Below are 24,617 nucleotides of genomic sequence, written 5' to 3' on the forward strand. Positions count from 1 at the left end.
GGATGCTACCTATAGGCTGCCGGTCAGCTTTGAGATAATGTCTTGGACATAATGGCTGTCATCAGCGATCCGAGGGAGGACGGCGCAGCATTGACCACGACCGCGCCCCTGGCGGACGAGCCGCCGCTCGATAAGGCGGGTGCGCCTCGACTGCTGATCGTCGAGGATCACCCGCTGTTCCGTGCCGCCCTGATCGGCGTGATCGGGGCCGAGTTTCCCGATTCCGAGGTGCTGCAGGCAACCTCGATCGATGGGGCGCTGGATGTGATCGCCGCGCGCGACGGGCTTGATTTGATCCTGCTCGATCTGTCGATGCCGGGGACCACGGGCTTGCTCGGTGCCTACCGGGTGCGCGCCGCCGCACCGCGCAGTGCGCTGGTGATCGTATCGGCGCACGACGATTCCCGGATCATCGGCGGCGCGATCTCGCTCGGCATTTCCGGCTTCATCCCCAAATCGACACCGAAGGTCGAGCTGGCGCGCCTGCTGCGCGGCATCCTCGGAGGCGCGGTGTGCCTGCCGACGCGATTCCGCGACACGGCCGCGGCGCGGAAGGGCCAGGCCGAGACCAAGGAGCTGGTGCAGCAGCTCGGCCAGTTCACCGCGCAGCAGCTTCGCGTGCTCGACATGATCTGCCGTGGTTTGCAGAACAAGCACATCGCCTATCAGCTCGATATCTCCGTCACCACCGTGAAGGTGCACGTCTCGGAGATTCTGCGGAAGCTCGGCGTGCGCAGCCGGACCGAGGCGATCATCGCGCTGTCGAAGCTCGATTTCGGCAAGCACGACCATGCACCGGTGACGGCCTCGTCGCACAACGCTGAATCATAACCGCGCACCGGATTGCTCCGCCGCCAGCAGGAACGACAGCAGCGAGCGCATCTCGGCCGGCTTGATCGGCTTCTTCAGAAGTTCGTGGCCGAAGGCCGAAACGTCGGAGGCGGCCTTGGCCGAGTAGTCGGCGGTCACGATGATCGCCGGAACCTTGGCGTTGATTTCGCCGCGGATCACATCGACGGCCTGGATTCCGGTCTCGCCATTGTCGAGGTGCAGGTCGGCGATGATGGCGTCGGGAATGCCGTCGAGCGCGTGGATGCGTTCGAGCGCCTCAGTCTTGGAGATCGTCACCGCGACGTCGCAACCCCATTTCTCCAGCAGATGGGCGAGACCCTCGGCGCTCGACAGGTCGTTCTCGATCAGCAGGATCTTCGCGCCCTCCATGCCGCCATAGCGATAGTCGACGCTGGCCTGTTCGCGCACGGGGATCGCAACCGGATCGAGTGTGCGGGGCACCGTGACCGAGAACACCGAGCCTTTTCCGGCGCGCGAATTCAGCCTGATGTTGTGGCCGAGCAAGTCAGCAAACCGGCGCACGATCGACAGGCCGAGCCCGATGCCCGCCTTGTCGCCGGCGCTGGTCTCGCCGCGTTGAAATTCGACGAAGATGGCTTCGCGCTGGGCTTCCGGAATGCCCGGCCCGGTGTCGTGCACCTCGATGCAGATGTCGTTGCCCTTGAGGCGGCATCCCATCAGCACGGTGCCGCGCTGGGTGTAGCGCAGCGCATTGGCCACGAGGTTTTGCAGGATCCGGCGCAGCATCAGCGGATCGGAGCGGACCACGGCAGACGACGGCATGATCCGGAAGCCGAGGTTGCGCTTGGCCGCGGTCGCGACAAATTCCTGCTCCAGCGCCTCGAACAGCGAGGCGATCGCGACTGGACCGATTTCGGGCCTCAGCACACCGGCATCGAGCTTCGAGATGTCGAGCAGCGTCCGCAGCATGTCTTCCAGTGTCGCCAGCGAACGGTCGACCTGGTCGGTCAGCGCGACGCTCTTTGGCTCGGTTGCCATTTCAGTCAGTGCGGACAGCGTCAGCCGCGCCGCATTCAACGGCTGCAGCAGGTCGTGCGTCACCGAAACCAGCACCGATGATTTCAGCGAGCTTGCCGCCTCGGCCTGCTGCTTGGCCTGCAGCAGGCGTCCGTTGGTCTTCTCCAGCGATTGCAGCGCCTGCTTGAGCTGCTGGGTGCGGTCGCGGACCTGCTGATCCAGCGCAATGGCAGTCTCGAACAGCGAGAAGGCGTTGAGTTGCTGGTCGGTCGAACGTTCGACGCGCGACATCAGCGCGGCGTTGATCTTGCGCAGCTTCTCCGCTTCGCGCTCGAGGGCCGCAATGCGCGTGGTTATGGTGTCGGTCATTGCGGCGCGAGTGCCCGCTTGCCGATGGCGATGCCGGTCAGCGTCTGGTTGACGTGCATGGAGCGATACTGCTCGCCATAGGTCTGAAAGCCAATCACTTTGTTGCTGCGATAGAGCTCCGACATCTCCCGCGACAGCTGGCGCTGCTCGACATCGAGCCGGCGCAGCACGCATTCGAAGCCGATGAACATCGAGACCTCGCCGAGATCCTCGGTCAGCTCCTTGAGCATGCGGCTCGTCACGTCGATCGGGTCGCGCTCGCGCGCCACCGTCAGCACCATCCCCTCGTCGATGGCGCAGAAGAATTGCAGCGATCCGTCAGGGTTGGTGCGCTGGATCGACCGCGCGTAATAGGCGCCGCCGACGCGGACCAGGACCGGATGCGCTGCGAAGGAGAACAATTCGAGCTTGCTATCGCTGAGGCCGACGGCGCGGGAATATTCCAGCGCGGCCGGCTCGGCGTTCAATTCCTTGACGATGCGGTGCTCGATATCGGCCTCGGTTACCACCATCTTGGTCGAGGTCGGCTCGAAATGGTCGCACTTGAACAGGCGGAACGGCAGCCGGGTCCGGATCAGGATCAGGACGGCGGCGTCGGTGAAGGCCTCGCCGCCATGGAAGACCCAGGACTTCTCGAAGCGCAGGCCGTCGCCGGCGGAGCCGCCGACCACCGGGATGTCGCCGAGCGAAGCGTAGATCGCCGACATGATGGTCTCCTCACGCTGGCACATGCCGTCGATGAAGAGCAGCCCGAAGGAATCGTCGGTATGATCGCAATGTTCGGTGCGCAGCGCGAACTCGTTCTGCAACTCGGTGCAGATCGAGCGGCCATGATCGACCCGAAATGTCGCGAGATCGAACAGCGGCCGCGCCGCGATGACGAAATCGGCCGCGTTGAAGCCCATCGCGACGACGCTGTCCTCGTCCCAGCCGCCGGGCGACAATTCGCCGGCCGTGGTGCAGCCGAAGATCGGAACGTCGGGCATCTGCCGCGACAGCTCGGCAATGAATTGCTTCGGATCATAGAACGGCGACACGAACACCACGAGCATGGCGAGATCAGCCGCCGCCAATTGGCGCGCGATCTCGTCCGCTGCTTCCCGCGGTCCGTCGGTCTTTGCCTGCACCACGACAATGCTGTCGGTGGCGCTGCCGTTCTCCTTCGCCAAAGGCGTTCTCCCTGACCAGAATTTTTTGCTTTTCTTGGCGCGGCCGGCTGGGCTCGCGCGGGTCGTAAGGGCGTCCGGGCCGTGCCGCGATGGTTCGCGGCCAAGTCCGTCTTTATGTTCTAGGTCGTGAGGGGAATGTCATTGGCCGGGCGACGTCGCCGGCAACTACGCTCGCCGCGAACGCCAATGGCGCCGGTCGACGCGATGACATGGGACACCTCCCGATGTGTTCTCCCGGCCCGGGCAGGGACAGGTTTGATCGGTTCTAAAGTATCGGGCCGGCCCCGCGCGTCAATCACCTTGCCCACCCCCCTGGCCCGACCAAGGTAGTACCGCGCCGAACCGAACGACCGCTGCCCATTTACCGGGCCTTATTGATTCTGCCTTAGTTTTGCCCTCCGGGGCTGGGGCGGGTTGCTGCCGGACCCCGCGTGGTTTTCAGAATGAAGACGGGGGTTGGAATGCCGGGACTGAAGCGATCGCTCTCGATCAGGTTCCCAACCCTCAGATTTCGAGCCAAGATCATGCTCGGCTTTGCCGTCACGCTGGCGCTGTCGGCGGCCACCATGGGCTTTGCCTATATGGGCTTCGAGCGGGTCTCCGCCGGTGTCGGCTCCTACCGCCAGAGCGTCGCGGAAGCCGATCTCGCCCGCAACATCGACCGCGAAATGATCTCCTACCGTTCGCTGGCGCGCTACTACGTCGCGACCGGCAAGGAGGACGACGCCAAGGCCGCGCTCGCCGCCGAGGCCAGCCTGAAGGATGCCATCGTGGCGTCGATGAAGGGCACCTCCAATCCGGCCCGGCTCGAGCAGGTCACCAAGCTGGAGCGCGAATTCCGCGCCTTCACCAAGATCTTTGCCGAGATCGTCCGCATCAAGGACGACAGCGCGCAGATCGCGCAGAACAAGCTCACCCGCAGCGCGACCGCGATGCGCTACAAGCTCGACGATCTGCCGAGCAACGCCGATGATTCCGAGCTGCAGTCGATCCAGTTCGGCGCCAAGAAGGTGGCCGACCAGCTGCTGTCGATCACCGGGGCGGTCAACGGCTTCGTCGTCAATGGCGACAAGACCGTTGCCTCCAGTGCGCTCGCCCGGCTGAAATTCGCCGACAATCTGGTGAAAGGCATCACCTCCAAGGATGAGCGGATCACCCAGAGCGTGAAGGACATCACCGCGCTGCTCGAAGAGTATCGCGAGGCGCTCGCCAAGCTGATCGCGAATGCCAAGTCGATTGACGAACTGACCGTCGAGATGACCGAATCCGCGGCCGCCATCAGCCAGGGCGCGGCGGCGATGAAGTCCGATCTGCTCGCCGACCAGAAGCGGCTCGAGAACGAATCGCATTCCATGATCGGCGAGACCGAGCAGCTGATCCTGATGCTCGCCGCCGGCAGCTTCGTGCTCGGGCTAGTTTGGGCGTTCCTGCTCGGCAAGGGCATTTCGCGGCCGATCGCGGCGATGTGTGCGGCGATGCGCGAACTCGCCGCGGGCAATTTCGACGTTGTGCTGCCCGGCCTCGGTCGGCGCGACGAGCTCGGCGAGATGGCCGGCGCCGTCGAGGAGTTCAAGGTCCAGGCGATCGCCAAGGCCGAGCGCGATGCCGCGACCCAGGAAGCGCAGAACAAGGCGAGCGCGACCGCGCGGCGCGCGGAGCTCATTCGCTTTGCCGACGAATTCGAATCCGCCGTCGGCTCGATCGTCTCGAACGTGTCGGCCTCCGCCGTGCAGCTCGAATCGGCGGCGGGGACGCTGACGCGGACTGCGGAGACCACGCAGAACCTGTCGAGCCAGGTCGCCAGCGCCTCCGAGGAAGCCTCCAGCAACATGCAGTCGGTGGCCTCCGCGACCGAGGAGCTGTCGGCGTCGGTCGACGAGATCGGCCGCCGTGCCAAGGAATCCAGCCAGATCGCCGATTCCGCCGTGCGTCAGGCCGAGCAGACCGATGCGCGGATCGGCAAGCTCTCGCGTGCTGCACAGGAGATCGGCGATGTGGTCAAGTTGATCACGGCGATCGCCGAGCAGACCAATCTCTTGGCGCTGAACGCCACCATCGAGGCTGCGCGCGCCGGCGATGCCGGCCGCGGCTTCGCGGTGGTTGCCTCCGAGGTGAAGTCGCTGGCGAGCCAGACCGCGCGAGCCACCGACGAGATCTCCACCCACATCTCGGGGATGCAGGCCGCGACGCAGGAATCGGTCGCCGCGATCAAGGAGATCGGTGGCACGATCGGACAGATCTCCGGGATCGCGACCAACATCGCCAGCTCGGTCGAGCAGCAGAGCGCGGCGACGCAGGAGATCGCGCGCAGCGTGCAGAACGTCGCGCAAGGTACCCAGGAAGCCGCTTCCAGTGTCACCCAGGTCAATCGCGGCGCCACCGAGACGGGCGCCGCCTCCGAAGAGGTGCTGAATTCGGCCCGCTCGCTGTCGGTCGAGAGCTCGCGGTTGCGCGAGGAACTCGACCGCTTCATGGCCAACATCCGCGCGGCGTAATGGGCGCGCGCCTGCGGTAGCCGACACACCGCCGTCGTCCTGGCGAAAGCCAGGACCCATACGCCGCGGCCACTCGAAAGGGGCAAGCGGCGAGTTGTCCTTAAGCCAACAAACAGCGGTGGTAATGGGTCCCGGCCTGCGCCGGGACGACATCGTTGGTTGCGGAAACGGCGGGGCTAATCCCGCCCGAACTGGTGCTTCAACTCGACCTTGGCACGTTCCAGCCGTGAGCGCTCGGTCTTCGGCAGCGTCTTGCCGGCGCGGTTGATGTAGAAGGTCAGCATCGACAGCGCGGAACGATAGGCGCCGCTCTTCCGGCGCGCGCTGTGCTCGGCAGATGCTTTCAGCGATGATGCAATCCTCTTCGCGCTGGTCTGCCTGAACACGCCGTGCTTGAGGTCGAGCGCGTCGCTCTCTTTTGTTACCCGCTGCGACCAGCGCTTCGATGGCGTCTTCCTTGCGCCGCGCTTGCGACGCGTAGTGCTCGCCGGTCGCGTCGTCGATTTTGGTGCCGACTTTCTTGCCGTCTTGCGCGTCGCTTTCTTGTGTGCGGGCATCGTTGCCTCCGTGGCTGTTGAGCGCAAAACAGCTCGTCGCAGTCTCGGTTCCTATGCCGCATTGCGGGAACCCCCGCCGGCCTGCGGCGTTGATGTGCCGTGGCGGGCACTCCGTTTGCCGCAATCCGGGAGGGAGAACCTTGGAACGTATCGTTCCGGGGATTTTCTCATTGGCCAATCTGATGAACCTGCAGCGGACACAGTTGAGCTCTGCGACAACGACTGACGGAACCGCGTCGCCCCATGAGCAGAGCGACGACCGCGTCATTGAGACCTCCATTCCGCTGCGGCTCGACAATCTCAGCTGGAGCGGCTTCCATACCCGCGTCGTGCTGGCACTCGGTATCACCTGGATTCTCGACGGGCTCGAAGTGACGCTCGCCGGTGCGTTGTCGGGGGCGCTCAAGGAGAGCCCGACGATGGGCTTCTCCAACGCCGATGTCGGTCTTGCCAGCAGCGCCTATCTCGCCGGCGCCGTGCTTGGCGCGCTCGGCTTCGGCTGGCTCACCGACCGGATCGGGCGCAAGAAGCTGTTCTTCATCACGCTCGCGGTTTATCTAACGGCGACCGCCGCGACCGCGCTGTCGTGGAACGTCGCGAGCTACGCGCTGTTTCGCTTCCTCACCGGCGCCGGCATCGGCGGCGAATACACCGCGATCAATTCGACCATCCAGGAGCTGGTGCCGGCGCGCTATCGCGGCTGGACCGATCTCGTCATCAACGGCAGCTTCTGGATTGGCGCTGCGATCGGTGCGCTGAGCGCCATCATCCTGCTCGATCCGGCGTTGCTTGCGCCGGATCACGGCTGGCGCATTGCCTATTTCACCGGCGCGGTGCTTGGCCTCGTCGTGCTGTTGATGCGGATGTGGATTCCGGAAAGCCCGCGCTGGCTGATGATCCACGGCTTCCCCCAGCGGGCGCACGAGATTGTTGCCGATATCGAAACCTCGGTGCTCGGTCACGCGCAGTCCAGTGAAGATTTTGACAAGATCAAGCTGCGGATGCGCGATCACACCCCGCTGCGCGAGGTCGCGGTGACGCTGTTCTCGACCTACCGGCAGCGCTCGCTGGTTGGGCTGACGTTGATGGCCGCGCAGGCCTTCTTCTACAATGCGATCTTCTTTACCTTCGCGCTGATCCTGACCGATTTCTTCGGCATCGCCGCCAGCAATGTCGGCTGGTACATCCTGCCGTTCGCCGCCGGCAACTTCCTCGGGCCGCTGCTGCTCGGCCGCCTGTTCGATACGCTCGGCCGCCGCACCATGATCGTGCTGACCTACGGCACCTCGGGCGTGCTGCTGGCGCTGTCCGGCTATCTGTTCTCGATCGGCGTGCTCAGTGCGCAGACCCAGACCATCGCCTGGATGGTGATCTTCTTCTTCGCCTCGCCGGCGGCGAGCGCGGCCTATCTCACCGTCAGCGAGACGTTTCCGCTGGAGGTCCGCGCGCTCGCAATCGCGATCTTCTATGCGGTCGGTACCGGTATCGGCGGCGTGATCGGACCGGCGCTGTTCGGCGTGCTGATCGATACCGGATCGCGCAACAGCGTCTTCGCCGGCTACCTCTTGGGGTCGGCACTCATGTTGGTCGCCGCAGCCGTCGCATGGCGTTATGCCGTCGCGGCCGAGCGGAAATCGCTCGAATCTGTCGCGCGACCATTGGCATTTGTGGAGTAGACTATGACGAAGCATGATTTGGCCGAAATGCCTCTGGATGATGACATCAGCCCCGACGCGACGACCGGCAGCTTGCCGGCGCCGGCATCGCTGATCCCGCCGCTGCGGCAGACCGCGGTGCTGCTCGACATCGACGGCACGCTGCTCGATTTCGCGCCGACGCCGCGCGAGGTCTGGGTGCCGCCGGAACTGTCGACCACGCTGAAGCGATTGCATGAGCGTACGGGCGGCGCGCTGGCGCTGGTCTCCGGCCGCTCGCTCAACGACATCGATCTGATCTTCGCGCCGGACGTATTTCCCGCAATCGGCGGCCATGGCGCCGAGATGCGGTTGCAGCCGGACAGCGAGGCGGTCGCCGCGCATGCGCCGCCGCTCGACAAGGAATTGAAGCGCCGCCTTGCCGCGATCGCAAAGCTCAGCCCCGGCATTCTGCTCGAAGACAAGGGCTATTCGCTGGCGCTGCATTATCGGCTCGCGCCGCAGGCGGAGAAGGCGATCTATGAAGCGGTGTCGCTGATCCGCGCCGAACTGCCGAATGCGCCGATCGAGGTGCTCCCGGGCAAGAGCGTTTGCGAGATCAAGCATTCCGGCTTCACCAAGGCAACCGGCGTGCGCGAACTGATGACGCATGCGCGCTTCAAGGGACGCCGTCCGTTCTTCATCGGCGACGACGTCACCGACGAGACGGTGTTTGCGATCATGCCGGACTTCGACGGTCTCGCATTCTCGGTCGGCCGTCGTGCACTCGGCGTCGCCGGACATTTCGATGGGCCGAGCGATGTGCGTGCGTTTCTTGCGCGCCTGCTCGACGATGATAGGGACGTCAGCCTGTCCTAACCAAATCAGCTGCATCGCGCGCTACACCACCCACGGCCGAATACGGTTGTTTTGCGTCGTAGCGTGCATCTCGCGTGAATTTTTCTTTTCGCGAGTTCCCGCGAGTTCCTTACCCCTTTGCCAGAATTTGGTTTCATTTGGGAGATTCCTTGATCAGGAACCATCTTGATGAATGGTTGTTAATACGCGAGTTGACCAACAGGAGGGGACCTGGTGAACCTCGTCGTCGTATCGAACCGCGTCTCGCGCGGAAAACCTAACGAACCCATGACGGGGGGGCTTGCAGCGGCCTTGTTGCCGGTGGTGGAAAAGACAGGGGCAATATGGGTTGGTTCCAGCGGACGTGTCCGCGACGGGAACTTGAAGGAACCTTTTGCAGAGGTCGAAGCTCTCGGTGCGGGCGCGCTGGCGATGCTCGATCTGCCGGCCGCGCATTATGGCGGCTATTACGAAGGCTTTGCCAATTCGGCGTTGTGGCCCGCGATGCATTCGCGCGCCGACCTGATTCGTGCCTCGCACGAGGACTACACCAGCTATCGCGAAGTCAACGCGTTCATGGCGCGCGCGTTGCTGCGCTTCCGCAAGCCCGATTCCGTGTTCTGGATTCAGGACTATCACTTCCTCGCACTCGGCGCCGAATTGCGCGATCTCGGCGTGACGCAGCCGATCGGCTTCTTCCTGCACACGCCGTGGCCGGCGCGGGCGGTGGTCGCGGGCGTGCCCAATCATCGCGAGCTGATCGAGGCGATGCTGTCCTATGACCTGATCGGCTTCCAGACCGATGAGGATTGCGAGAACTTCCTCAGCTACGTGCAGAACGATCTCGAATTCGAGGTGCGTGGCGGCGTGATCCATTCGTCGTTCGGCCGCACCCGCGCTGCGGTGTTTCCGATCGGCATCGACCCCGGCAAGTTCGCGCAGCAGGCAACCAAGGCGATGACGCACCCCGACGTGACGCGGCTGCGGCGCAGCCTCAACGGCGAGAAGCTCGCGATCGGCGTCGACCGGCTCGATTATTCCAAGGGGCTCGTCAACCGCATCAAGGCGTTCGACAAGATGTGGTCGCTGCATCCGAACCTGAGGCGTTCGGTGTCGCTGTTGCAGATCGCAACGCCGTCGCGCGGCGCGATCGAGGCCTATGGCAATCTCGCCAGCGAGGTGGCGAAGCTCGTCACCGACGTCAACGGCGTGCACGGCGAGGTGGACTGGACGCCGATCCGCTACCTCAACAAGGGGTTTGGCCAGGGCGTGCTCGCAGGGCTCTATCGTACGGCGCAGGTCGGCGTGGTGACGCCGCTGCAGGACGGCATGAACCTCGTCGCCAAGGAGTATGTCGCCGCACAGAATCCGGCGGATCCCGGCGTGCTGGTGCTGTCGAAATTCGCCGGCGCGGCGAACGAACTCGACGCCGCGCTCCTGGTCAATCCGCACGACATCGACGGCATGGCGCGCACATTGGCAACGGCGCTCGCGATGCCGCTGACCGAGCGGCGGATGCGCTGGGAAGCGATGATGGAGAAGCTCAACAACGGCACCATCCAGCAATGGTTCGCCGATTTCATCGAGGCGCTGCAGGATACGCACAGTGCGGGGAACGCGGCGCTGCCGGAGCCACCAACCCTGTGGCCGCGCCGCACGGCGGATTTTGCCGCGCGCTATCACTGAGCGAACACTGAATGTGGAGGACGGGTGCGTTATTGCTCCCGTCCGTTGTTCTGTCGTGCCGGCCTGGTGCGAAATTTGCGCACGGGAGCCGGGACCCATACGCCGCAGCGCATGTCGTGACGGGACTCATCGTCGTCGTCCTGGCGAAGGCCAGGACCCATAACCACCGCATTCAATTGTGAACGAGATCGTGGCCCCAGCGTCGCGCAACAATGCGCATTCGGGATAATGGGTCCCGGCCTTCGCCGGGACGACACCGATTATGTTGCGCGGCCCGTGGGCCATACTCGCGCATTCTCGCGACATGATCTGTCCGAGGCGTGCTCTTCGTTCCCGGACAATGACGCGCGCCGGGCCGCTCGGGCCGCCGACATCGATTTGCGTTGGCCTCCGGCCGGTCGCAGGAATCGCGTGCGGCTGCCATCACGGCCGCCTAGCGCGACCTGGGGCTTGCCAATTTACCCAATATTTTCAATCCATTGGGGAAATTTTGCGCCGAAGGCCCCCGCTCCCTTGCAAAATCCGGCTGAGCCCTTCAAGAGAGGCCTCCCGGAGAGATGGCCGAGTGGCTTAAGGCGCACGCTTGGAAAGCGTGTGTGCGGGAAACCGTACCGTGGGTTCGAATCCCACTCTCTCCGCCATTTGCACGACTTTCCACGCAAAACTACGATTTGGTGCGATTTCCTGCGACCTGCGAAAATGGCCATGCGGCGCCCGCCGGCGTTGTTGACGAGATGCCGTCCGACGCACCGTCCGGCGCTGTTCGGGCTGACCGTCAGTATGCGCGAGCTCGGCGCTACACCATTCCCTTGCCTGCGTCCGATCCGTGACGTCGTTGCCGGGCCTGAAGCACGAGAATGACAACCAGCGCTAGGAAAATGACGAGAAAGGAAACTGCACTCGTCAGCGTTCCAAGCGCATAAATGTCCGGCTTTGTGACGGTGGTCGTCAGGCCCTGTAAATCAAGGGGCAGTGTGTTGACGGAGCCGATGGTCTGGCTTGAGCGTGCGAGCTCATCCCAGGACAGGGTAAATCCAAACAGACCGATACCGACGACCGACGGCAATATGATCGGCAGCACGACGTGCCGAAATGTCTGCCAAGGCGTTGCGCCAAGGTCGCGTGCCGCCTCTTCGAGCCGGTTGTCAAATCTGTTGAAGATCGCAAACATGATCAGCAGGCCAAATGGCAGAGTCCAGGTCAGATGCGCGCCAAGGCCAGACGTAAACAGCCCCATGGCCGTTGTCCAATCTCCGACCCCGCTCTTGATGATGAAATCGTCAAGCAGGCGGAATTCCAGGGCGATGCCGAGCGAGGTAATGATCGACGGCATGATCAGGCTTGCGATCGCAACATAGAACAGGAAGGTCGCGCCGCGGAACGATCTGCGGAAGGCCATGCCCGCTGACACGGAGAGCGCGACCGTGCACACCATGACGACGAGGCCGAGCTGCAGCGATCGCTTGAAAGCCGCCCCGATGTCGACGATGCCCGAACCGGAGAACACCTTGCCGAACCACACGAGCGACACGCCGTTCATGGGAAAGGTCAGGCCGCCATCGGGGCCCTGAAACGACAGGATATAGATCGCGAACATCGGGCCATAGAGAAACAGGACGTAGGCAGTGAAGAACGCGGCAAGGAGATAGAAGGATCGCGGTCGCTTCTCGCCCATCTCACAGCTCCTTGCGAATATCGACGATCCGGGTCAGCGCCGAGATAATCAGGATCGTGATGCCGAGCAGAATGACTGCATTGGCTGCAGCCGCCGGGAATTGCAGCGCATTCAGGCGCGCCTCGATGATCTTGCCGGCAGATGCAATCTGTTGGCCGCCCATCACCCCTATCGTGACAAAATCACCCATCACGATCGTGATCACGAAAATCGAGCCGATGACGATTCCGGGCTTTGCCAGGGGAATGATGATGTTTACCAGCGTCTGCCATCCGGTCGCGCCGGCATCATAGGCGGCTTCGATCAATCGTCGGTCGATGCGGATCATCGAGTTGAAGATCGGCACCACCATGAAGAACGTGAAGAGATGCACGAGGGCAAGCACGACGGAAAACTCCGAGAACAGCAACCACTCCAGCGGTTGGTGGATCAACCCGGCGCCCTCGAGGCCCCTGTTGACCAGACCGTTCCGGCCAAGAAGCGGGATCCACGCAATCATGCGGATGACGTTCGATGTCCAGAACGGGATGGTGCAAAGCAGGGTGAGTACGATCTGCCAGGTTTTCGACCGGACGTGGAACGCAAGAAAATAGGCGACGGTAAACCCGATCAGAAGGGTCAGGACCCAGGTCAGCAGGCATAATTTCAGGGTCTTCAAATAGGTCTTCAGGATGGTGCAGAGATTGGGCAGATCGGCAATACATCCTTCGAACGTATCGCTGTAGCCACGCATGCTGAACGCTGGAATCATTTCGTATTCGTTGTAATCCCACGCGCTGACGATCGTCACGAGGAGTAACGGCAGCAGGAAGAACAGCGAGAAAACGAGCATCATCGGTGCGGCCTGAAGCCATGCAACGAAGGTCTTGCGTTCTTGAGTCATTGAGAGGCCAATCGCAGTGATGGCGAAAGGACTTGCCGTACGCGTTGGCCCGGCAAGTCCTTCTGGATTGGATCACGCAGCTATGAATTCATTCCACTTGCGCACCATGTAGTCGTTCTCGTCCATCACCGCGTTCCAGCAGGCGACGGCGCCCATGCGTTCGTCGTAGGATCCTCCATCGCGCGTGGCGCCGGCCTTCTCGAGAATCGTGCCGTCGGGCGCCTTGATGTCGCCGACCGCGGCCTTGCCTTCCATCCAGTAGCCCCATTCGTCCGCCGTCATGTTGGCCTTGGCGGTCGAGAGCACGGCCGAATAATAACCCTGGCGATTGAGATAGGCGCCTGCCCAGCCCGACAGATACCAGTTCACGAATTCATAGGCCCAGTCGAGCTTTGGTCCCGAGACCGCCTTCGATACACAGAACCCTGACGCCCAGGAGCGATAGCCTTCCTTGAGCGGCTGGAACGTGCAGGCGATCCCCATCGAGCGCACCTTGGTGACCGCCGGCGACCACATCGATTGAATGACGGTTTCGCCCGATGCCATCAGGTTGACGGATTCGTTGAAATCCTTCCAGAAGGCGCGGAACTGACCGGCCTTTTTGGCCTCCGTCATGATCTTCATGGTGAGATCAATCTCGGCCTTCGTCATGTTGCCCTTGTCGGCATATGTGTGCTGGCCGCTGGCTTCGACCACCATCGCGGCATCCATGATTCCGATCGACGGAATGTTGAGGATCGAGGCCTTGCCCTTGAACTCCGGATTGAGCAGTTCAGTCCACGATGAGATCGGCCGCTTGATCAGATCGGGACGGATGCCGAGCGTGTCGGCGTTGTAGACCGTGGGGATCAGCGTCACGAATTCGGTCGGTGTCTTGGAGAAGGTCTTGGAGTTCGCTCCTTCGAGATAGAGCACCTTCCAGGGGGCGGTGCCCTGGTCGCCGATCTTCTTGCCGGTCGGCAACTGACCCTTGGTGAACACCGGCGTGATGTTGTCGAATTCCTTGATCTTCTTGGCGTCGAGGGCAAAGATATTGCCCGACGGCACGAGCTTCTTCAGTGAAAAATACTCCGTATCCAGCACGTCGAACGAGTTGGGCTGGGTGATCACACGCTTGGTCACGTCGTCGGTGGTTGCCGTGATGTATTCGATCTTGATCCCGGTATCTGCCAGACATTTCTTCGAGATCTCGTCACCTTCGTTAACTGCCGTTCCGAGGTAACGCAGCACTTTCGCATCGGCTGAACGGACATAAGGAAATCCGGTTATTGCGCCAGAGCCTGCCGCGAGGCCGACCGCGCCGGCCGCGCCCTTCAGCACGCTGCGGCGGCTGATGCGACGATCGAATTTCGAAGATTTGCTCATGATGATGATCTCCCTGGGTGTCAGGCCGCCCTTTCAGGCGACCGGATAGTTGCAGAACTGGCGGTCTTCAGAAGGCTCGCCTGCGTCGGGTCCCATGTGGCACGAACGCGCTCGCCGACGGTGTAGTTGGCCGCGTCGAATTGGGTTTCCGTGACCTGGGCCGAGATCTCGGGTCCATCGTCGACGGCAATGACGACGCGGACATAGGTTCCCTGGTATTCGACCTCGCTGATCGTACCTGTGACCGATGGGCCGGCGACGGTTTCGGTTGGCCGTTTCAGCATCAGCCGATCGACCCGAACGGCGAAGGTCTCATGGTTCAAGGCAATGACGTTGTGGCCGCCGATGAACTTCGCGGTGAACTCGGTTCGGGGGTGATTGAAGATTTCTCGCGGCGAGCCCTGCTGTTCGATCCGGCCGCCATTCATGAGAACCACGATATCGGCGAGCGCCATCGCCTCGTCCTGGCCATGTGTCACATGGATGAAGGTCAGCCCAAGCTCGCGCTGCAGCTTCTTCAATTCTGCTCGCATCCGCAGCCGCAAGAACGGATCGAGCGCCGAAAGCGGCTCGTCCAGCAGCAAAATTTGAGGAGAGGTGATCAGCGCGCGCGCGAGGGCCACGCGCTGCTGCTGGCCTCCGGAGAGCTGGCCAGGCAGCCTTGCCGCATAGGGCTGCATATCGACGAGCTCCAGCAGCTTGCTGGCCTCGGCATGGCGTGCCGACTTGGCAACGCCTTTCATTTTCAGGGCGAAGCTGACGTTGTCGATGACAGAGAGGTGCGGGAACAGAGCGTAAGACTGAAACATCATCGCCGTGCTTCGATCGGCGGGGGGCAGGTTGGTCACATTCTTCGGACCGACCAGGATGTCGCCGGAACTGACGGCCTCGTGCCCGGCGACCATCCGCAGTGTGGACGTCTTGCCGCAGCCGGACGGCCCGAGCAGGCAACAATAGGAGCCGGCGGGAATCTTGAGATTGATGGCGTCAACGGCGGTGACGCCGCCATACATCTTCGTCAACTGCACGAGTTCGAGCGCCGCCGTCGTTGTCATCCGCACCATTCCACATGGTCAACCGAGCCCCTGAGCGACCTTGTCGCCCCGGGGAGCTTTCGGGGATTGGAATGCAACAGATGTGCCAAAAATTGCGACAGATGAGACAAAAACTGGGCAAGTCCTGCTGTTCGGCAAAGCCGACCGTGCCATTGCGACCAAAATCGGAGCCGAGTTGTCCCTGTTAGCCGGCTTCCCTCAGCCTGTGGCTGAACGGAAGCGGCTGGGCCGTGTCGAAAAGCGTCCCTATCGGCAAGACGATCTGGTGTGATCACGGTTTTTCGGCCGCCCGGAGGCATCGACAATCGTTATGGTCGGCCTGACCGTCTCGTCGGCCGAAGATTTGCAAGGGAAGCGCATGCGCACAAATTCGGTCAACGTCGTTCGTATCCCCACCAATGGGCCCGGTGATGTCTCGGGGCTGCTGAGCCTGATCCAGCAAGGCAAGATCGATCCGAGGTCGATCGTAGCGATATTGGGCAAGACCGAGGGCAATGGTGGCGTCAACGATTTCACGCGCGAATACGCCGTTTCAGCGCTAACGGCTGCCCTGGCTCCCTATGTCGATCTGCCACCGCAGCGTGTCGAGCAACGGATCGCGTTTGTGATGTCGGGTGGCACCGAAGGTGTGCTCAGCCCACATCTCACCGTCTTCACGCGTGACGATGTTTCCGATCGCGGCTCTGAAGTCATCTCCGGGAAGCGCCTCAGCATCGGGATGGCACACACGCGGGATTTCCTGCCCGAGGAGATCGGGCGCGATGCGCAGATCAGGGAGACGGCAAAGGCAGTCGCCGCCGCCATGGCCCAAGCTGCGATCGTCGATCCACAGGACGTGCATTTCGTGCAGATCAAGTGCCCGCTTCTGACAAGCGACCGCATTGAGGCGGCGATGGCGCGCGGCAACGAGACCGCGACCAACAGCGCATACGGTTCGATGGCGTACTCGCGTGGCGCATCGGCATTGGGGGTCGCCGTCGCACTTGGCGAGATCGAGGGCGAGATTGAGGACAAAGACGTTCTTCGGCGGTTCGATCTATTCTCGTCGGTTGCGTCCACGTCGGCAGGCATCGAGCTGATGCATAATGTGGTCATTGTGCTCGGCAATTCGGCGTCCTCGGCCGCTCCATTCACGATCGGACACGCCGTGATGCGCGACGCGATCGATTCCGCAGCCGTGATCGATGCATTGAAAAGCGTGGGACTGCTCACCGAGCACGGCTCCAAACCGTCGACGGAGACCCGCCAACTCGTCAACATCTTCGCCAAGGCGGAAGCCGCACCAAGCGGGTGCATCCGCGGATTTCGTCACGTCATGCTTGAAGATACGGACATCAGCTCGACCCGACACGCGCGCGCGGCGGTCGGCGGATTGATTGGTGGTCTGTCGGGAACCGGCGCCGTCTATGTTTCCGGCGGAGCCGAACATCAGGGGCCGTCCGGTGGCGGGCCCGTAGCGGTGATCGCCCGGCTGTCGGACAATCAATCGGACTGAGGATTGGACTTCGCCTGCCGTTATGCGGATCAATCCCTCCTCATGGAGGCTTCAGCACGAAGGCGATGCCGCGCACACTTACCTCGTGCCGAACATTCTGTCTCCGGCATCGCCCAGGCCCGGCACGATATAGCCGTGATCATTCAGTCTCTCGTCGATGGCGGCAGTCCAGATCGGCACGTCGGGACACTCATTCCGGAATCGGGCGATCCCCTCGGGGGCCGCGAGCAGGCAGACGAACCTGATGTCTCGGACGCCTCGCGATTTGAGCAGGCCGACTGCGGCGCAGGCTGAATTTCCCGTCGCAAGCATCGGATCCAGCAGGATGACGATGCGTTCCGACACATCCTGCGGCGCCTTGAAGAAGTACTCCACGGCCTGAAGCGTCTGCGGATCCCGGTAAAGGCCGATATGCGCCACGCGCGCAGATGGGACGAGCGCCAGCATCCCGTCGAGAAATCCGACACCCGCCCGCAAGATCGGGGCGAGCGTGAGTTTCTTGCCGGCGATTTTGGGGGCCTTCATCGCGGCGACCGGCGTATCGATGTCGACCAACTCCAGAGGCAAGTCCCGGGTGACCTCATAGCAAAGCAGCATTCCGATCTCGTTCAGAAGCTCGCGAAAGCCCTTGGTGGAGCGATCCTTGTCGCGCATCAGCGAGAGCTTGTGCTGGACCAGAGGATGGCTGACGAGGTTCACGCTTTCTTTGATCATGGGATCGCCCTATCTGCGGTTGCGCGCGCGGAGTAGCGTGCAAGTGGCGTGCCCAATTTGCCCGAGATATAGGCACCGATCCCAGCCGCTCAGCGCAGGATGGGCGGATGACCTTGCCGTTTCCGGCCGCCGATTGCCCCTTCGTTCATGGCATTGGAAGAGAGGGGCAGGTCCTGCTCCACGGGGTCGTGATAGCGTCGTAAACCTTACCACTAATGCGCCTGTTGTGTTCAGCCGCGATTGGAACATACTGGAGAATCCTTTGGCTGCCGGTAACCGGGCTTTTTGCCGGGCGGACAGGCCATGTGTTGGTGCGTAACGATGACTCATTCCAATCGAACCGATCACATCCGGATTACATCCCATCCGGCGCCGGGCGCGAAGATCGAATTCCCGATTCATTGGGGAGCGGCCACGGCACGTGAACGCGGGCCGGTGATCGGGACGGTCTCACGCCCGCAGCAGCGCAATGTCATCGGCACTCACAGCGGCTCCTATTCGATCTATCGCGCGCTGGCGGTCTCGTCGGGCGCGCTCGATCCGATCCGGCGTCCGGACCTGACCAACACGCAACCTGCGGCCACGATTGGGCCATTCCCGCAATGGACGGATCCGAACCGGATCGTCTCGCTTGATCCGTGGGGGCACCTGGCCGCGGAGGCGTTCGCGAAAGAGATCGCCGAGGGCGTCGATATCCGTCCGAGCATTGCGATCACCCGCGCCCGTCTCGATTTGCCGGAATTGCAGGCCGCGATAGCGGCCGGCCGGCTCAAGCGCGATGGTGCTGTCGTTCACGAAGGGGGAAGCGTCTCCGTCGTCAAGATCGCGATCGACCCGGTCTGGTATCTCCCGGGAATCGCGGCGCGCTTTGCCACGACGGAAAGCAATCTGCGCAGGCAGTTGTTCGAACAGACGGCCGGCATGTTTCCGGAACTGGTTACACGACCCGATCTCCATGCGTTCCTGCCTCCGATCGGTGGCACCACGGCCTATCTGTTCGGCGATGTCGCCAAGCTGCCCGACCATCGCACCAGCATCACCTGCCGCGTGCATGACGAATGTAACGGCTCCGACGTGTTCGGCTCCGACATCTGCACCTGCCGCCCATACCTGCTGCACGGCATCGAGGAATGCGTGCGCGCCGGACAGACCGGCGGACTCGGCATCATCATCTACAACCGCAAGGAAGGCCGCGCCCTCGGCGAGGTGACCAAATTCCTGGTTTACAATGCCCGCAAGCGGCAGGAAGGCGGCGATGCCGCCGCCCAGTATTTTGAGCGCACCGAATGCGTCGCGGGCGTACAGGATGCGCGATTCCAGCAGTTGATGCCGGACGTCGTGCACTGGCTCGGACTGAAGCGCATCGATCGCTTCGTCTCCATGAGCGACATGAAGTATGACGCGCTGGTGAGCCAGGGCATCGACATCGTCGAGCGCGTACCGATCCCCGACGAGCTGGTCCCGGCGGATGCCCAGGTCGAAATCGTCGCCAAGAAGGCTGCCGGCTACTATTCGCCGGAAGAGCCTACCCAGCGCGACTTCGTCGGCCGTTCTCTCGACAAGTATTGAGCGCGGCCATGTCCTCCGTGAAGACCGAGACGGCGGCGGCCCTGTCGTTGCTCAACGCGGGGGCAGTGCGGGAGCGCGCGCACCGGCTTCTTGCCATCGGCCTCGAGGACCGGCTCCCGAACTTCCGCGTCCACCTCGATCGCATCGACACGACGGCCGAACTGGTGGTGCAGACCACACGACAGGTGCATCCCTCGCTCGCCGTGCCGTTTCATTCGCGCTGGCGGCATTTCTCCGTGAATGGTGTCGATCGCTGGGCGGGCCTGGCTGGCCAGGTCGCATGGCCCGATCGCGCGACACGGGCCCGTGCCGAATTCGATCTGGCCATGGTCAGCGTCTTTCTGGACGCCGGCGCCGGGCCATCATGGCGCTACTGTGACCCGGTGACAGGATTGGCCATCGGCCGTTCGGAAGGATTGGGGCTGGCAAGCCTCGCGATGTTCGTCGGCGGCGCATTCTCGTCGGACCCGCGACAGCCGCTGCGAGCCGATGCCGACGTGCTTGCCAATCTATCCGTCGCGGACCTCGCACGCGGCATGCAGGTCTCGGACACCAATCCGCTGGTCGGCATTGAAGGCCGGGTGAATTTGTTGCGTAGCCTCGGTCGGCTGGTGGCCTCCAAACCGGCAGTCTTCGGACGCTTCGATACGCCCCGGCCCGGCGGGCTCTTCGACCGGCTGGCGTCGGTTGCCGACGATCGCAGGCTTCCAGCCCCTACGATATTGTCGGAACTGCTCAGGGAGTTCGGGCCGATCTGGCCGTCGCGGCTGACGCTCGGCGAAGTCCCGCTCGGGGATTGCTGGAAACATCCGATGCTGACGACTGATGATGCGACCAGCCAGCTCATGCCGTTGCACAAGCTCTCGCAATGGCTGGCCTATTCGCTGATCGAGCCGCTGCAGAATGCCGGCATTGCCGTGACCGATATCGACGGGTTGACCGGCCTTGCCGAGTACCGCAACGGCGGTCTCTTCATCGACAATGGCGTGCTGACATTCCGCGACGACAGCGACGCATTGCGGGAGCACGATGTTGCGTCGCCGCTTGTGGTGGAGTGGCGGGGACTGACGGTCGCGTTGCTCGACCACGTCGCGGATAATGTGCGCCGGCGCCTGGGGCTCGACGCAAAGGCATTGCCGCTGGCGAAAATCCTCGAAGGCGGAACCTGGGCTGCAGGCCGACGGCTGGCGCGCGAACGCCGCGCCGACGGAGCGCCTCCGGTCAAGGTTCTCAGCGATGGCACGGTGTTCTAGGGCAGGGGCTTGGCATGGAAGGCGTCACGATCGTTGACCACCCGCTGGTGCAGCACAAGCTGACGCTGTTGCGCAAGAAGGACACCTCGACCAAGTCGTTTCGCGAACTCCTCAAGGAGATCGGGATGCTGCTGTGTTACGAAGTGACCCGCAACCTGCCGTTGGCCGATGTCGAGATCGAGACGCCGCTGGCCAAAATGAAATCGCCGGAGATAGCAGGCAAAAAGCTGGTGTTCGCGCCGGTGTTGCGCGCCGGCGTTACTTTTGCGGAGGGCATGCTCGACCTCGTCCCGACTGCGCGTGTCGCCCATATCGGCCTATATCGTGAACCCGAGACATTCGTGGCCGTGGAGTATTTTTTCAAAGCGCCGAGCGATCTGCACGAGCGACTCGTGATTGTGATCTCCCCGGTGCTGGCGACCGCCAATCTGTCTGTCGCGGCGGTGGATCGACTAAAGGAGCGCGGTGCCAATGACATCCGGGTGGTCAGCCTGATCGCCGCGCCCGAAGGGGTCGAACGCATGCGTGGCATTCACCCGGATGTTCCGATCTGGCTTGCCGCGATCGACGAAGGTCTGGACAAGAGCGCCTTCATCCTGCCGGGCCTTGGCGATGCGGGTGATCGTGCCTACGGTACGCGATAGTCAAGTCTGGTGGCGTATCGGAAGGCTGCGTGATCAATTCTCTTCTTCGGATACATCCGGCAGCTCTGCGAGTCTCGGTATGAACCGTACCACGACGTTTGCTTCCTTCAGCATCGTGCCGGCAATCGCAAAATCCTGAGCCCAATTCGAATTGGGCTGGTCAGGTTCATAACCAACGACCTCCGATATGCCCGATTGAATAATCGCTTTCGTGCATTCCACGCAGGGAAACCAGGGAACGTAGATCGTGCAACCTTTGAGCGCTATCCCGATGCGTGCCGCATTGAAAATGGCATTCTGCTCGGCATGGCAGCTCCAGATGTACTTTGCGCCGGTGATGCGGGAATGTCGCTCTTCCACCGCATCGTTGACCCCGCGCGGCAAGCTGTTGTAGCCGGTCGAGCGTATTTCATGATCGGGGCCGACCACGACGGCGCCGACCCGGCGTCCCTTCTCAATGCTCCAGTGCGCGAGATGATGCGCCAGAAGCATGAACCGCTCGTCCCATTTGCTGTCCCGCAATTCGTCCGACCCCGTTACCGTAGGGCCAGCATCAAATAGGTGCCAAGGCCAGTCAATAGTCCTGACGCCTCCTGCCGGTGCCATTCGCCGTGGGCCGGCAGATCTCCCGGCAACCACCGGCCAGGCCCGACCGACGCCGGTCGGCTGATGCCTCGGGCAAAGGCCGGCCGTCGGGAGGGCCGGCCTTTCCGATCGGTTGCAGCGGTCAGTGCCCTGCCGGGGCGGAATAGCCGCCGCGATAATAGCTCGACGTGCCCTCGTATCCCTCAGGCGTGGCCCGTGGCCAGGCCGCGTAGGCGTCAAGGTTGCGCGCCGGAGCCTCGGCCTGCGTCGTGACGCTCCGGTGCGGGTTGATGCGATGACGCTCGGCTGCAGTCGCGAACTGAACCAACGCCGTGCTGATGAGAACCGAACTGAGTGCGGTAAGCAGTATTCTGGGCAATGTCGTTTCTCCCTTGCCGATTTTTGTGTTCGAGGGTCAATTCGCTGGCCTTCGAATCTACTTGCTGAACTATGTCTTCGCGTGCTCGGTCGCGATGGCGGGGGAGTCACGAAGTAGCGAGCAAATTTCTTGGTCACGACTAAATAATCGGCACTGGTGGCCGTGTGTCACCGTGGACTTTGGCAATCCGATCAGCTTCAATAAAGCGTGTCCGAGAGCCGCTCATGAAAAAGGTCCTGGCTGCCCTGTTGTTGCTGACGGCGCCCGCCTGGGGGCAGACCAAGCCGCCGACAATCAAACCGGCCGCGAAGCCGGGCGCATCGTCGGCAGACGATTGCGCCCCGATCGGCCGTACCGCGAAGGGCGAACTGGTCTACTCGCTGAAATGCGAAAACTTGCCGGCGCCGGCTGCTCCACAGGCGGCGGCTCCGGCAGCGCCGCCATCTGCGGAAGAGCCGGAAGTACGCCGGAGCGGCGTATTCGGATGGTCTTATGATCGCCGTTAGCGGGGCTCTCCCGAAAGCGCTCGCCGAGTTGAATGCCTGCAGCCACGACGAGTTTGTCGCCGCGCTCGCCAACATCTTCGAGCACTCGCCTTGGATCGCTGAGCAGGCCGCCCGCAACCGGCCATTTGCCGGCATTGCTGAGTTGTTCGCGGCCATGAAAGCTGCCGTCGATCGGGCTCCTGCGGAGCTGCGGGTGGCGCTCATCAATGCGCATCCCGATCTCGCCGGCAAGACGCAACGTGCCGCGGGGCTGACCGCGGAGTCCAATGCCGAACAGAACAGTGTCGGTCTCGATCGCCTGTCCGATGCGGAATATGAGGCGTTCGAGCGCGTCAACACGGCCTATCGTTCGAAGTTCAATTTCCCTTACATCGTCTGCGTGCGTCGGCACACCAAGGACTCGATCCTGCGCGACTTCGCGCGGCGTCTGCCGAATGACCCCGCGACTGAAGTGCAAACCTCGATTGACGAGATCTGCCGGATCGCCGCGTTGCGGCTGGATCAGTCGGTGATCGGCGGTGATCGCCTTGCGGTGTCCGGCCGGCTATCGACCCACGTGCTCGACACAAACAGCGGAAAGCCGGCGGCAGGGGTCGCGGTCGAGCTGGTTGAGCTGGCTGAGCTCGGCGTCAGCCGGGTGGTGGCGCGCACGACGACCAATGCAGACGGCCGGACCGATGTGCCGCTCATCGGCGGACGTCCCGTGCCGATCGGAACGTACGAACTCACATTCGGCGTCGGCGAATATTTTGCTGCTCGGGGCGTGCCACTGGCAGATCCTCCCTTTCTCGATCGCATCACGCTGCGTTTCGCGGTAAGCGAGCCGGAAGGCCATCTGCACGTGCCGCTGCTGGTGACGCCGTGGAGCTATGCAACTTATCGCGGGAGCTGAAAGCCGCGGCGCGAGCGGCGAGAATTCTGCCAGGGATAGCCCTTCCAACGCGACCAGCACCGTCCCGGCTTGCCGTTGGCATGAACGTTGCTCCCTAGTTCCGACCCGAGGTAACATTCCTCATCATTGCAGCGTTGTTGGAGACACACGTGCCGCTGATCACGAACCGATACGGTAAGGGCCGGGTCCGCGTGATGCGAATTCATCGCGACGGCGAACGGCATGACGTCAGCCAGCTCGACATCAAGGTCATGCTGGAGGGCGAGTTCGCGCGCACCTTCACACACGCGGACAATTCCCTGACGGTGTCGACCGACACGATCAAGAACATCGTCAATGTCGTGGCGCGGGAAAACACCGGGCTTAGCCCGGAGGATTTCTGTCAGGTTCTGGCGCAGAAATATCTCGATACGTACCCGCAGGTTGCCTCGGTGTCGGTCAGCTCGCACGAGACCAGATGGAAGCGGCTGAGCTTCGACGACAAGCCGCATCCACACAGCTTCGTGCTCGACGGCAATGGCAGGCCGACCGTAGAGGTCGCCGTGGAGCGGGGCGGGCCGATATCGATTTCGTCGGGCGTCGACAATTTCGCCTTCATGAAGTCAACGCAATCCGGCTGGGAGAACTACGTCAAGGATGGCTACACGACGATTCCCCCGACCAACGACCGGATATGTGCGACCAGCATGGTCGCGACGTGGAAATGGTCGGGAAAGCCGGCAAACTATCCCACCACCAATGCCAGGATCCTCGGTACGTTGCTGGAGGTGTTTGCCACGACCTATAGCTGGAGCGTGCAGGACAGTCTCTACCGTATGGGCGAGGCGGCGCTCGCGGCGGTGCCGGAGATTTCCGAGATCAACATGGCCTGCCCGAACATGCACTTCATCTTGATGAATCTCTCTGCCTTCGGGCTCGACAACAACAACCAGGTGTTCCTGCCGACCGACGAGCCGCACGGCCAGATCGAGTGCACCGTGGCCAGGGAATAGGGCGCGGTTTGA

General features: G+C 62.6%; 22 protein-coding genes and 1 tRNA gene. 13 read left to right on the forward strand and 10 right to left on the reverse strand.

The window, feature by feature from the left end:
* Positions 1-51: 51 nt before the first annotated feature.
* Entirely contained in the window at positions 52-831 is a 780-nt protein-coding gene (locus H8A92_RS11875) for a LuxR C-terminal-related transcriptional regulator (protein WP_229195970.1), read from the forward strand.
* On the opposite strand, the gene H8A92_RS11880 is transcribed toward H8A92_RS11875, so the two are convergent.
* Together H8A92_RS11880 and H8A92_RS11885 are read right to left on the reverse strand one after the other, a co-directional pair.
* Positions 826-2,199, reverse strand: a complete 1,374-nt coding sequence (locus tag H8A92_RS11880; RefSeq protein ID WP_229195971.1) for an ATP-binding response regulator — start codon at positions 2,197-2,199, stop codon at positions 826-828. The genes H8A92_RS11875 and H8A92_RS11880 overlap by 6 nt on opposite strands.
* A complete protein-coding gene (locus H8A92_RS11885) occupies positions 2,196-3,368 on the reverse strand; it encodes an FIST N-terminal domain-containing protein (RefSeq protein WP_229195972.1) in 1,173 nt (390 codons plus the stop codon). The genes H8A92_RS11880 and H8A92_RS11885 overlap by 4 nt, the downstream gene beginning before the upstream one ends.
* Before the next feature lie 461 nt (positions 3,369-3,829).
* Between H8A92_RS11885 and H8A92_RS11890 the strand changes: the two genes are divergently transcribed.
* A complete protein-coding gene (locus tag H8A92_RS11890) occupies positions 3,830-5,863 on the forward strand; it encodes a methyl-accepting chemotaxis protein (protein ID WP_229195973.1) in 2,034 nt (677 codons plus the stop codon).
* A gap of 176 nt (positions 5,864-6,039) precedes the next feature.
* Here the strand turns inward: H8A92_RS11890 and H8A92_RS11895 are convergent, their stop codons facing one another.
* Positions 6,040-6,420, reverse strand: coding sequence for a DUF3175 domain-containing protein (locus H8A92_RS11895; RefSeq protein WP_229195974.1), 381 nt, complete (start codon positions 6,418-6,420; stop codon positions 6,040-6,042).
* Positions 6,421-6,602: 182 nt separating this feature from the next.
* Here H8A92_RS11895 and H8A92_RS11900 point away from each other — a divergent pair, with 182 nt between their 5' ends.
* The 4 genes from H8A92_RS11900 (at position 6,603) to H8A92_RS11915 (ending at position 11,239) form a co-directional block, all read left to right on the forward strand.
* A complete protein-coding gene (locus tag H8A92_RS11900; RefSeq protein ID WP_229196014.1) occupies positions 6,603-8,096 on the forward strand; it encodes an MFS transporter in 1,494 nt (497 codons plus the stop codon).
* 3 nt (positions 8,097-8,099) lie between these two features.
* The gene (gene otsB / locus H8A92_RS11905) at positions 8,100-8,933 is read left to right on the forward strand and encodes a trehalose-phosphatase (protein ID WP_229195975.1); all 834 of its coding nucleotides are present in this window, start codon (positions 8,100-8,102) and stop codon (positions 8,931-8,933) included.
* Positions 8,934-9,146: 213 nt separating this feature from the next.
* Positions 9,147-10,598, forward strand: coding sequence for a trehalose-6-phosphate synthase (locus H8A92_RS11910; RefSeq protein WP_229195976.1), 1,452 nt, complete (start codon positions 9,147-9,149; stop codon positions 10,596-10,598).
* Between the two features lie 551 nt (positions 10,599-11,149).
* Positions 11,150-11,239 (forward strand) — tRNA-Ser (locus H8A92_RS11915).
* A 155-nt stretch (positions 11,240-11,394) separates the two neighbouring features.
* Here the strand turns inward: H8A92_RS11915 and H8A92_RS11920 are convergent.
* The 4 genes from H8A92_RS11920 to H8A92_RS11935 form a co-directional block, all read right to left on the reverse strand.
* Entirely contained in the window at positions 11,395-12,273 is an 879-nt protein-coding gene (locus tag H8A92_RS11920; RefSeq protein WP_229195977.1) for an ABC transporter permease, read from the reverse strand.
* Position 12,274: 1 nt separating this feature from the next.
* Entirely contained in the window at positions 12,275-13,156 is an 882-nt protein-coding gene (locus tag H8A92_RS11925; RefSeq protein WP_229195978.1) for an ABC transporter permease, read from the reverse strand.
* Positions 13,157-13,228: 72 nt separating this feature from the next.
* Positions 13,229-14,521: an ABC transporter substrate-binding protein gene (locus H8A92_RS11930; RefSeq protein WP_229195979.1), complete on the reverse strand. Its 1,293-nt coding sequence runs from the start codon at positions 14,519-14,521 to the stop codon at positions 13,229-13,231.
* Positions 14,522-14,541: 20 nt separating this feature from the next.
* Positions 14,542-15,576, reverse strand: a complete 1,035-nt coding sequence (locus H8A92_RS11935; RefSeq protein ID WP_229195980.1) for an ABC transporter ATP-binding protein — start codon at positions 15,574-15,576, stop codon at positions 14,542-14,544.
* Positions 15,577-15,934: 358 nt separating this feature from the next.
* Between H8A92_RS11935 and atzD the strand changes: the two genes are divergently transcribed.
* Positions 15,935-17,071, forward strand: coding sequence for a cyanuric acid amidohydrolase (gene atzD, locus H8A92_RS11940; protein WP_229196015.1), 1,137 nt, complete (start codon positions 15,935-15,937; stop codon positions 17,069-17,071).
* Between the two features lie 78 nt (positions 17,072-17,149).
* Here the strand turns inward: atzD and upp (H8A92_RS11945) are convergent, their stop codons facing one another.
* Entirely contained in the window at positions 17,150-17,785 is a 636-nt protein-coding gene (gene upp, locus H8A92_RS11945) for a uracil phosphoribosyltransferase (RefSeq protein ID WP_229195981.1), read from the reverse strand.
* A 321-nt stretch (positions 17,786-18,106) separates the two neighbouring features.
* On the opposite strand from upp (H8A92_RS11945), the gene H8A92_RS11950 reads away from it, so the two are divergent.
* From H8A92_RS11950 to upp (H8A92_RS11960), 3 genes are read left to right on the forward strand one after another with little or no spacing between them, the layout of a single operon-like run.
* Positions 18,107-19,354 carry a GTP cyclohydrolase II gene (locus H8A92_RS11950; RefSeq protein WP_229195982.1) on the forward strand — a complete coding sequence of 416 codons (1,248 nt, stop codon included), beginning with the start codon at positions 18,107-18,109 and terminating at the stop codon, positions 19,352-19,354.
* An 8-nt stretch (positions 19,355-19,362) separates the two neighbouring features.
* Positions 19,363-20,607, forward strand: coding sequence for a URC4/urg3 family protein (locus tag H8A92_RS11955; protein WP_420831315.1), 1,245 nt, complete (start codon positions 19,363-19,365; stop codon positions 20,605-20,607).
* Positions 20,608-20,621: 14 nt separating this feature from the next.
* Positions 20,622-21,251, forward strand: coding sequence for a uracil phosphoribosyltransferase (gene upp / locus H8A92_RS11960; protein WP_229195984.1), 630 nt, complete (start codon positions 20,622-20,624; stop codon positions 21,249-21,251).
* Between the two features lie 33 nt (positions 21,252-21,284).
* On the opposite strand, the gene H8A92_RS11965 is transcribed toward upp (H8A92_RS11960), so the two are convergent.
* Entirely contained in the window at positions 21,285-21,773 is a 489-nt protein-coding gene (locus H8A92_RS11965; protein ID WP_274613339.1) for a deoxycytidylate deaminase, read from the reverse strand.
* A gap of 205 nt (positions 21,774-21,978) precedes the next feature.
* A complete protein-coding gene (locus H8A92_RS11970) occupies positions 21,979-22,215 on the reverse strand; it encodes a hypothetical protein (RefSeq protein WP_229195985.1) in 237 nt (78 codons plus the stop codon).
* A gap of 224 nt (positions 22,216-22,439) precedes the next feature.
* Here H8A92_RS11970 and H8A92_RS11975 point away from each other — a divergent pair, with 224 nt between their 5' ends.
* From H8A92_RS11975 to pucL, 3 genes are all read left to right on the forward strand, one after another.
* On the forward strand, positions 22,440-22,721 hold the full coding sequence (locus H8A92_RS11975) for a hypothetical protein (protein ID WP_229195986.1): 282 nt from the start codon (positions 22,440-22,442) through the stop codon (positions 22,719-22,721).
* Positions 22,708-23,613 carry a 2-oxo-4-hydroxy-4-carboxy-5-ureidoimidazoline decarboxylase gene (gene uraD, locus H8A92_RS11980; protein WP_229195987.1) on the forward strand — a complete coding sequence of 302 codons (906 nt, stop codon included), beginning with the start codon at positions 22,708-22,710 and terminating at the stop codon, positions 23,611-23,613. Before H8A92_RS11975 ends, uraD begins: the two co-directional genes overlap by 14 nt.
* A 149-nt stretch (positions 23,614-23,762) precedes the next feature.
* On the forward strand, positions 23,763-24,605 hold the full coding sequence (gene pucL, locus H8A92_RS11985; RefSeq protein ID WP_229195988.1) for a factor-independent urate hydroxylase: 843 nt from the start codon (positions 23,763-23,765) through the stop codon (positions 24,603-24,605).
* The last annotated feature ends 12 nt before the right edge of the window (positions 24,606-24,617 follow it).

The organism is Bradyrhizobium acaciae (assembly GCF_020889785.1).
GTDB classification, from domain to species: domain Bacteria; phylum Pseudomonadota; class Alphaproteobacteria; order Rhizobiales; family Xanthobacteraceae; genus Bradyrhizobium; species Bradyrhizobium acaciae.

Bases quoted from the DNA above. Each gene is read 5' to 3' on its own strand.
- otsB (WP_229195975.1), top strand. From the start codon at position 8,100: ATGACGAAGCATGATTTGGCCGAAATGCCTCTGGATGATGACATCAGC.
- H8A92_RS11935 (WP_229195980.1), bottom strand. From the start codon at position 15,576: ATGACAACGACGGCGGCGCTCGAACTCGTGCAGTTGACGAAGATGTAT.
- atzD (WP_229196015.1), top strand. From the start codon at position 15,935: ATGCGCACAAATTCGGTCAACGTCGTTCGTATCCCCACCAATGGGCCC.
- H8A92_RS11875 (WP_229195970.1), top strand. From the start codon at position 52: ATGGCTGTCATCAGCGATCCGAGGGAGGACGGCGCAGCATTGACCACG.
- H8A92_RS11880 (WP_229195971.1), bottom strand. From the start codon at position 2,199: ATGACCGACACCATAACCACGCGCATTGCGGCCCTCGAGCGCGAAGCG.
- H8A92_RS11975 (WP_229195986.1), top strand. From the start codon at position 22,440: ATGAAAAAGGTCCTGGCTGCCCTGTTGTTGCTGACGGCGCCCGCCTGG.
- H8A92_RS11900 (WP_229196014.1), top strand. From the start codon at position 6,603: ATGAACCTGCAGCGGACACAGTTGAGCTCTGCGACAACGACTGACGGA.
- H8A92_RS11925 (WP_229195978.1), bottom strand. From the start codon at position 13,156: ATGACTCAAGAACGCAAGACCTTCGTTGCATGGCTTCAGGCCGCACCG.
- upp (WP_229195981.1), bottom strand. From the start codon at position 17,785: ATGATCAAAGAAAGCGTGAACCTCGTCAGCCATCCTCTGGTCCAGCAC.
- H8A92_RS11920 (WP_229195977.1), bottom strand. From the start codon at position 12,273: ATGGGCGAGAAGCGACCGCGATCCTTCTATCTCCTTGCCGCGTTCTTC.
- H8A92_RS11950 (WP_229195982.1), top strand. From the start codon at position 18,107: ATGACTCATTCCAATCGAACCGATCACATCCGGATTACATCCCATCCG.
- uraD (WP_229195987.1), top strand. From the start codon at position 22,708: ATGATCGCCGTTAGCGGGGCTCTCCCGAAAGCGCTCGCCGAGTTGAAT.
- upp (WP_229195984.1), top strand. From the start codon at position 20,622: ATGGAAGGCGTCACGATCGTTGACCACCCGCTGGTGCAGCACAAGCTG.
- H8A92_RS11895 (WP_229195974.1), bottom strand. From the start codon at position 6,420: ATGCCCGCACACAAGAAAGCGACGCGCAAGACGGCAAGAAAGTCGGCA.
- H8A92_RS11930 (WP_229195979.1), bottom strand. From the start codon at position 14,521: ATGAGCAAATCTTCGAAATTCGATCGTCGCATCAGCCGCCGCAGCGTG.
- H8A92_RS11955 (WP_420831315.1), top strand. From the start codon at position 19,363: ATGTCCTCCGTGAAGACCGAGACGGCGGCGGCCCTGTCGTTGCTCAAC.
- H8A92_RS11890 (WP_229195973.1), top strand. From the start codon at position 3,830: ATGCCGGGACTGAAGCGATCGCTCTCGATCAGGTTCCCAACCCTCAGA.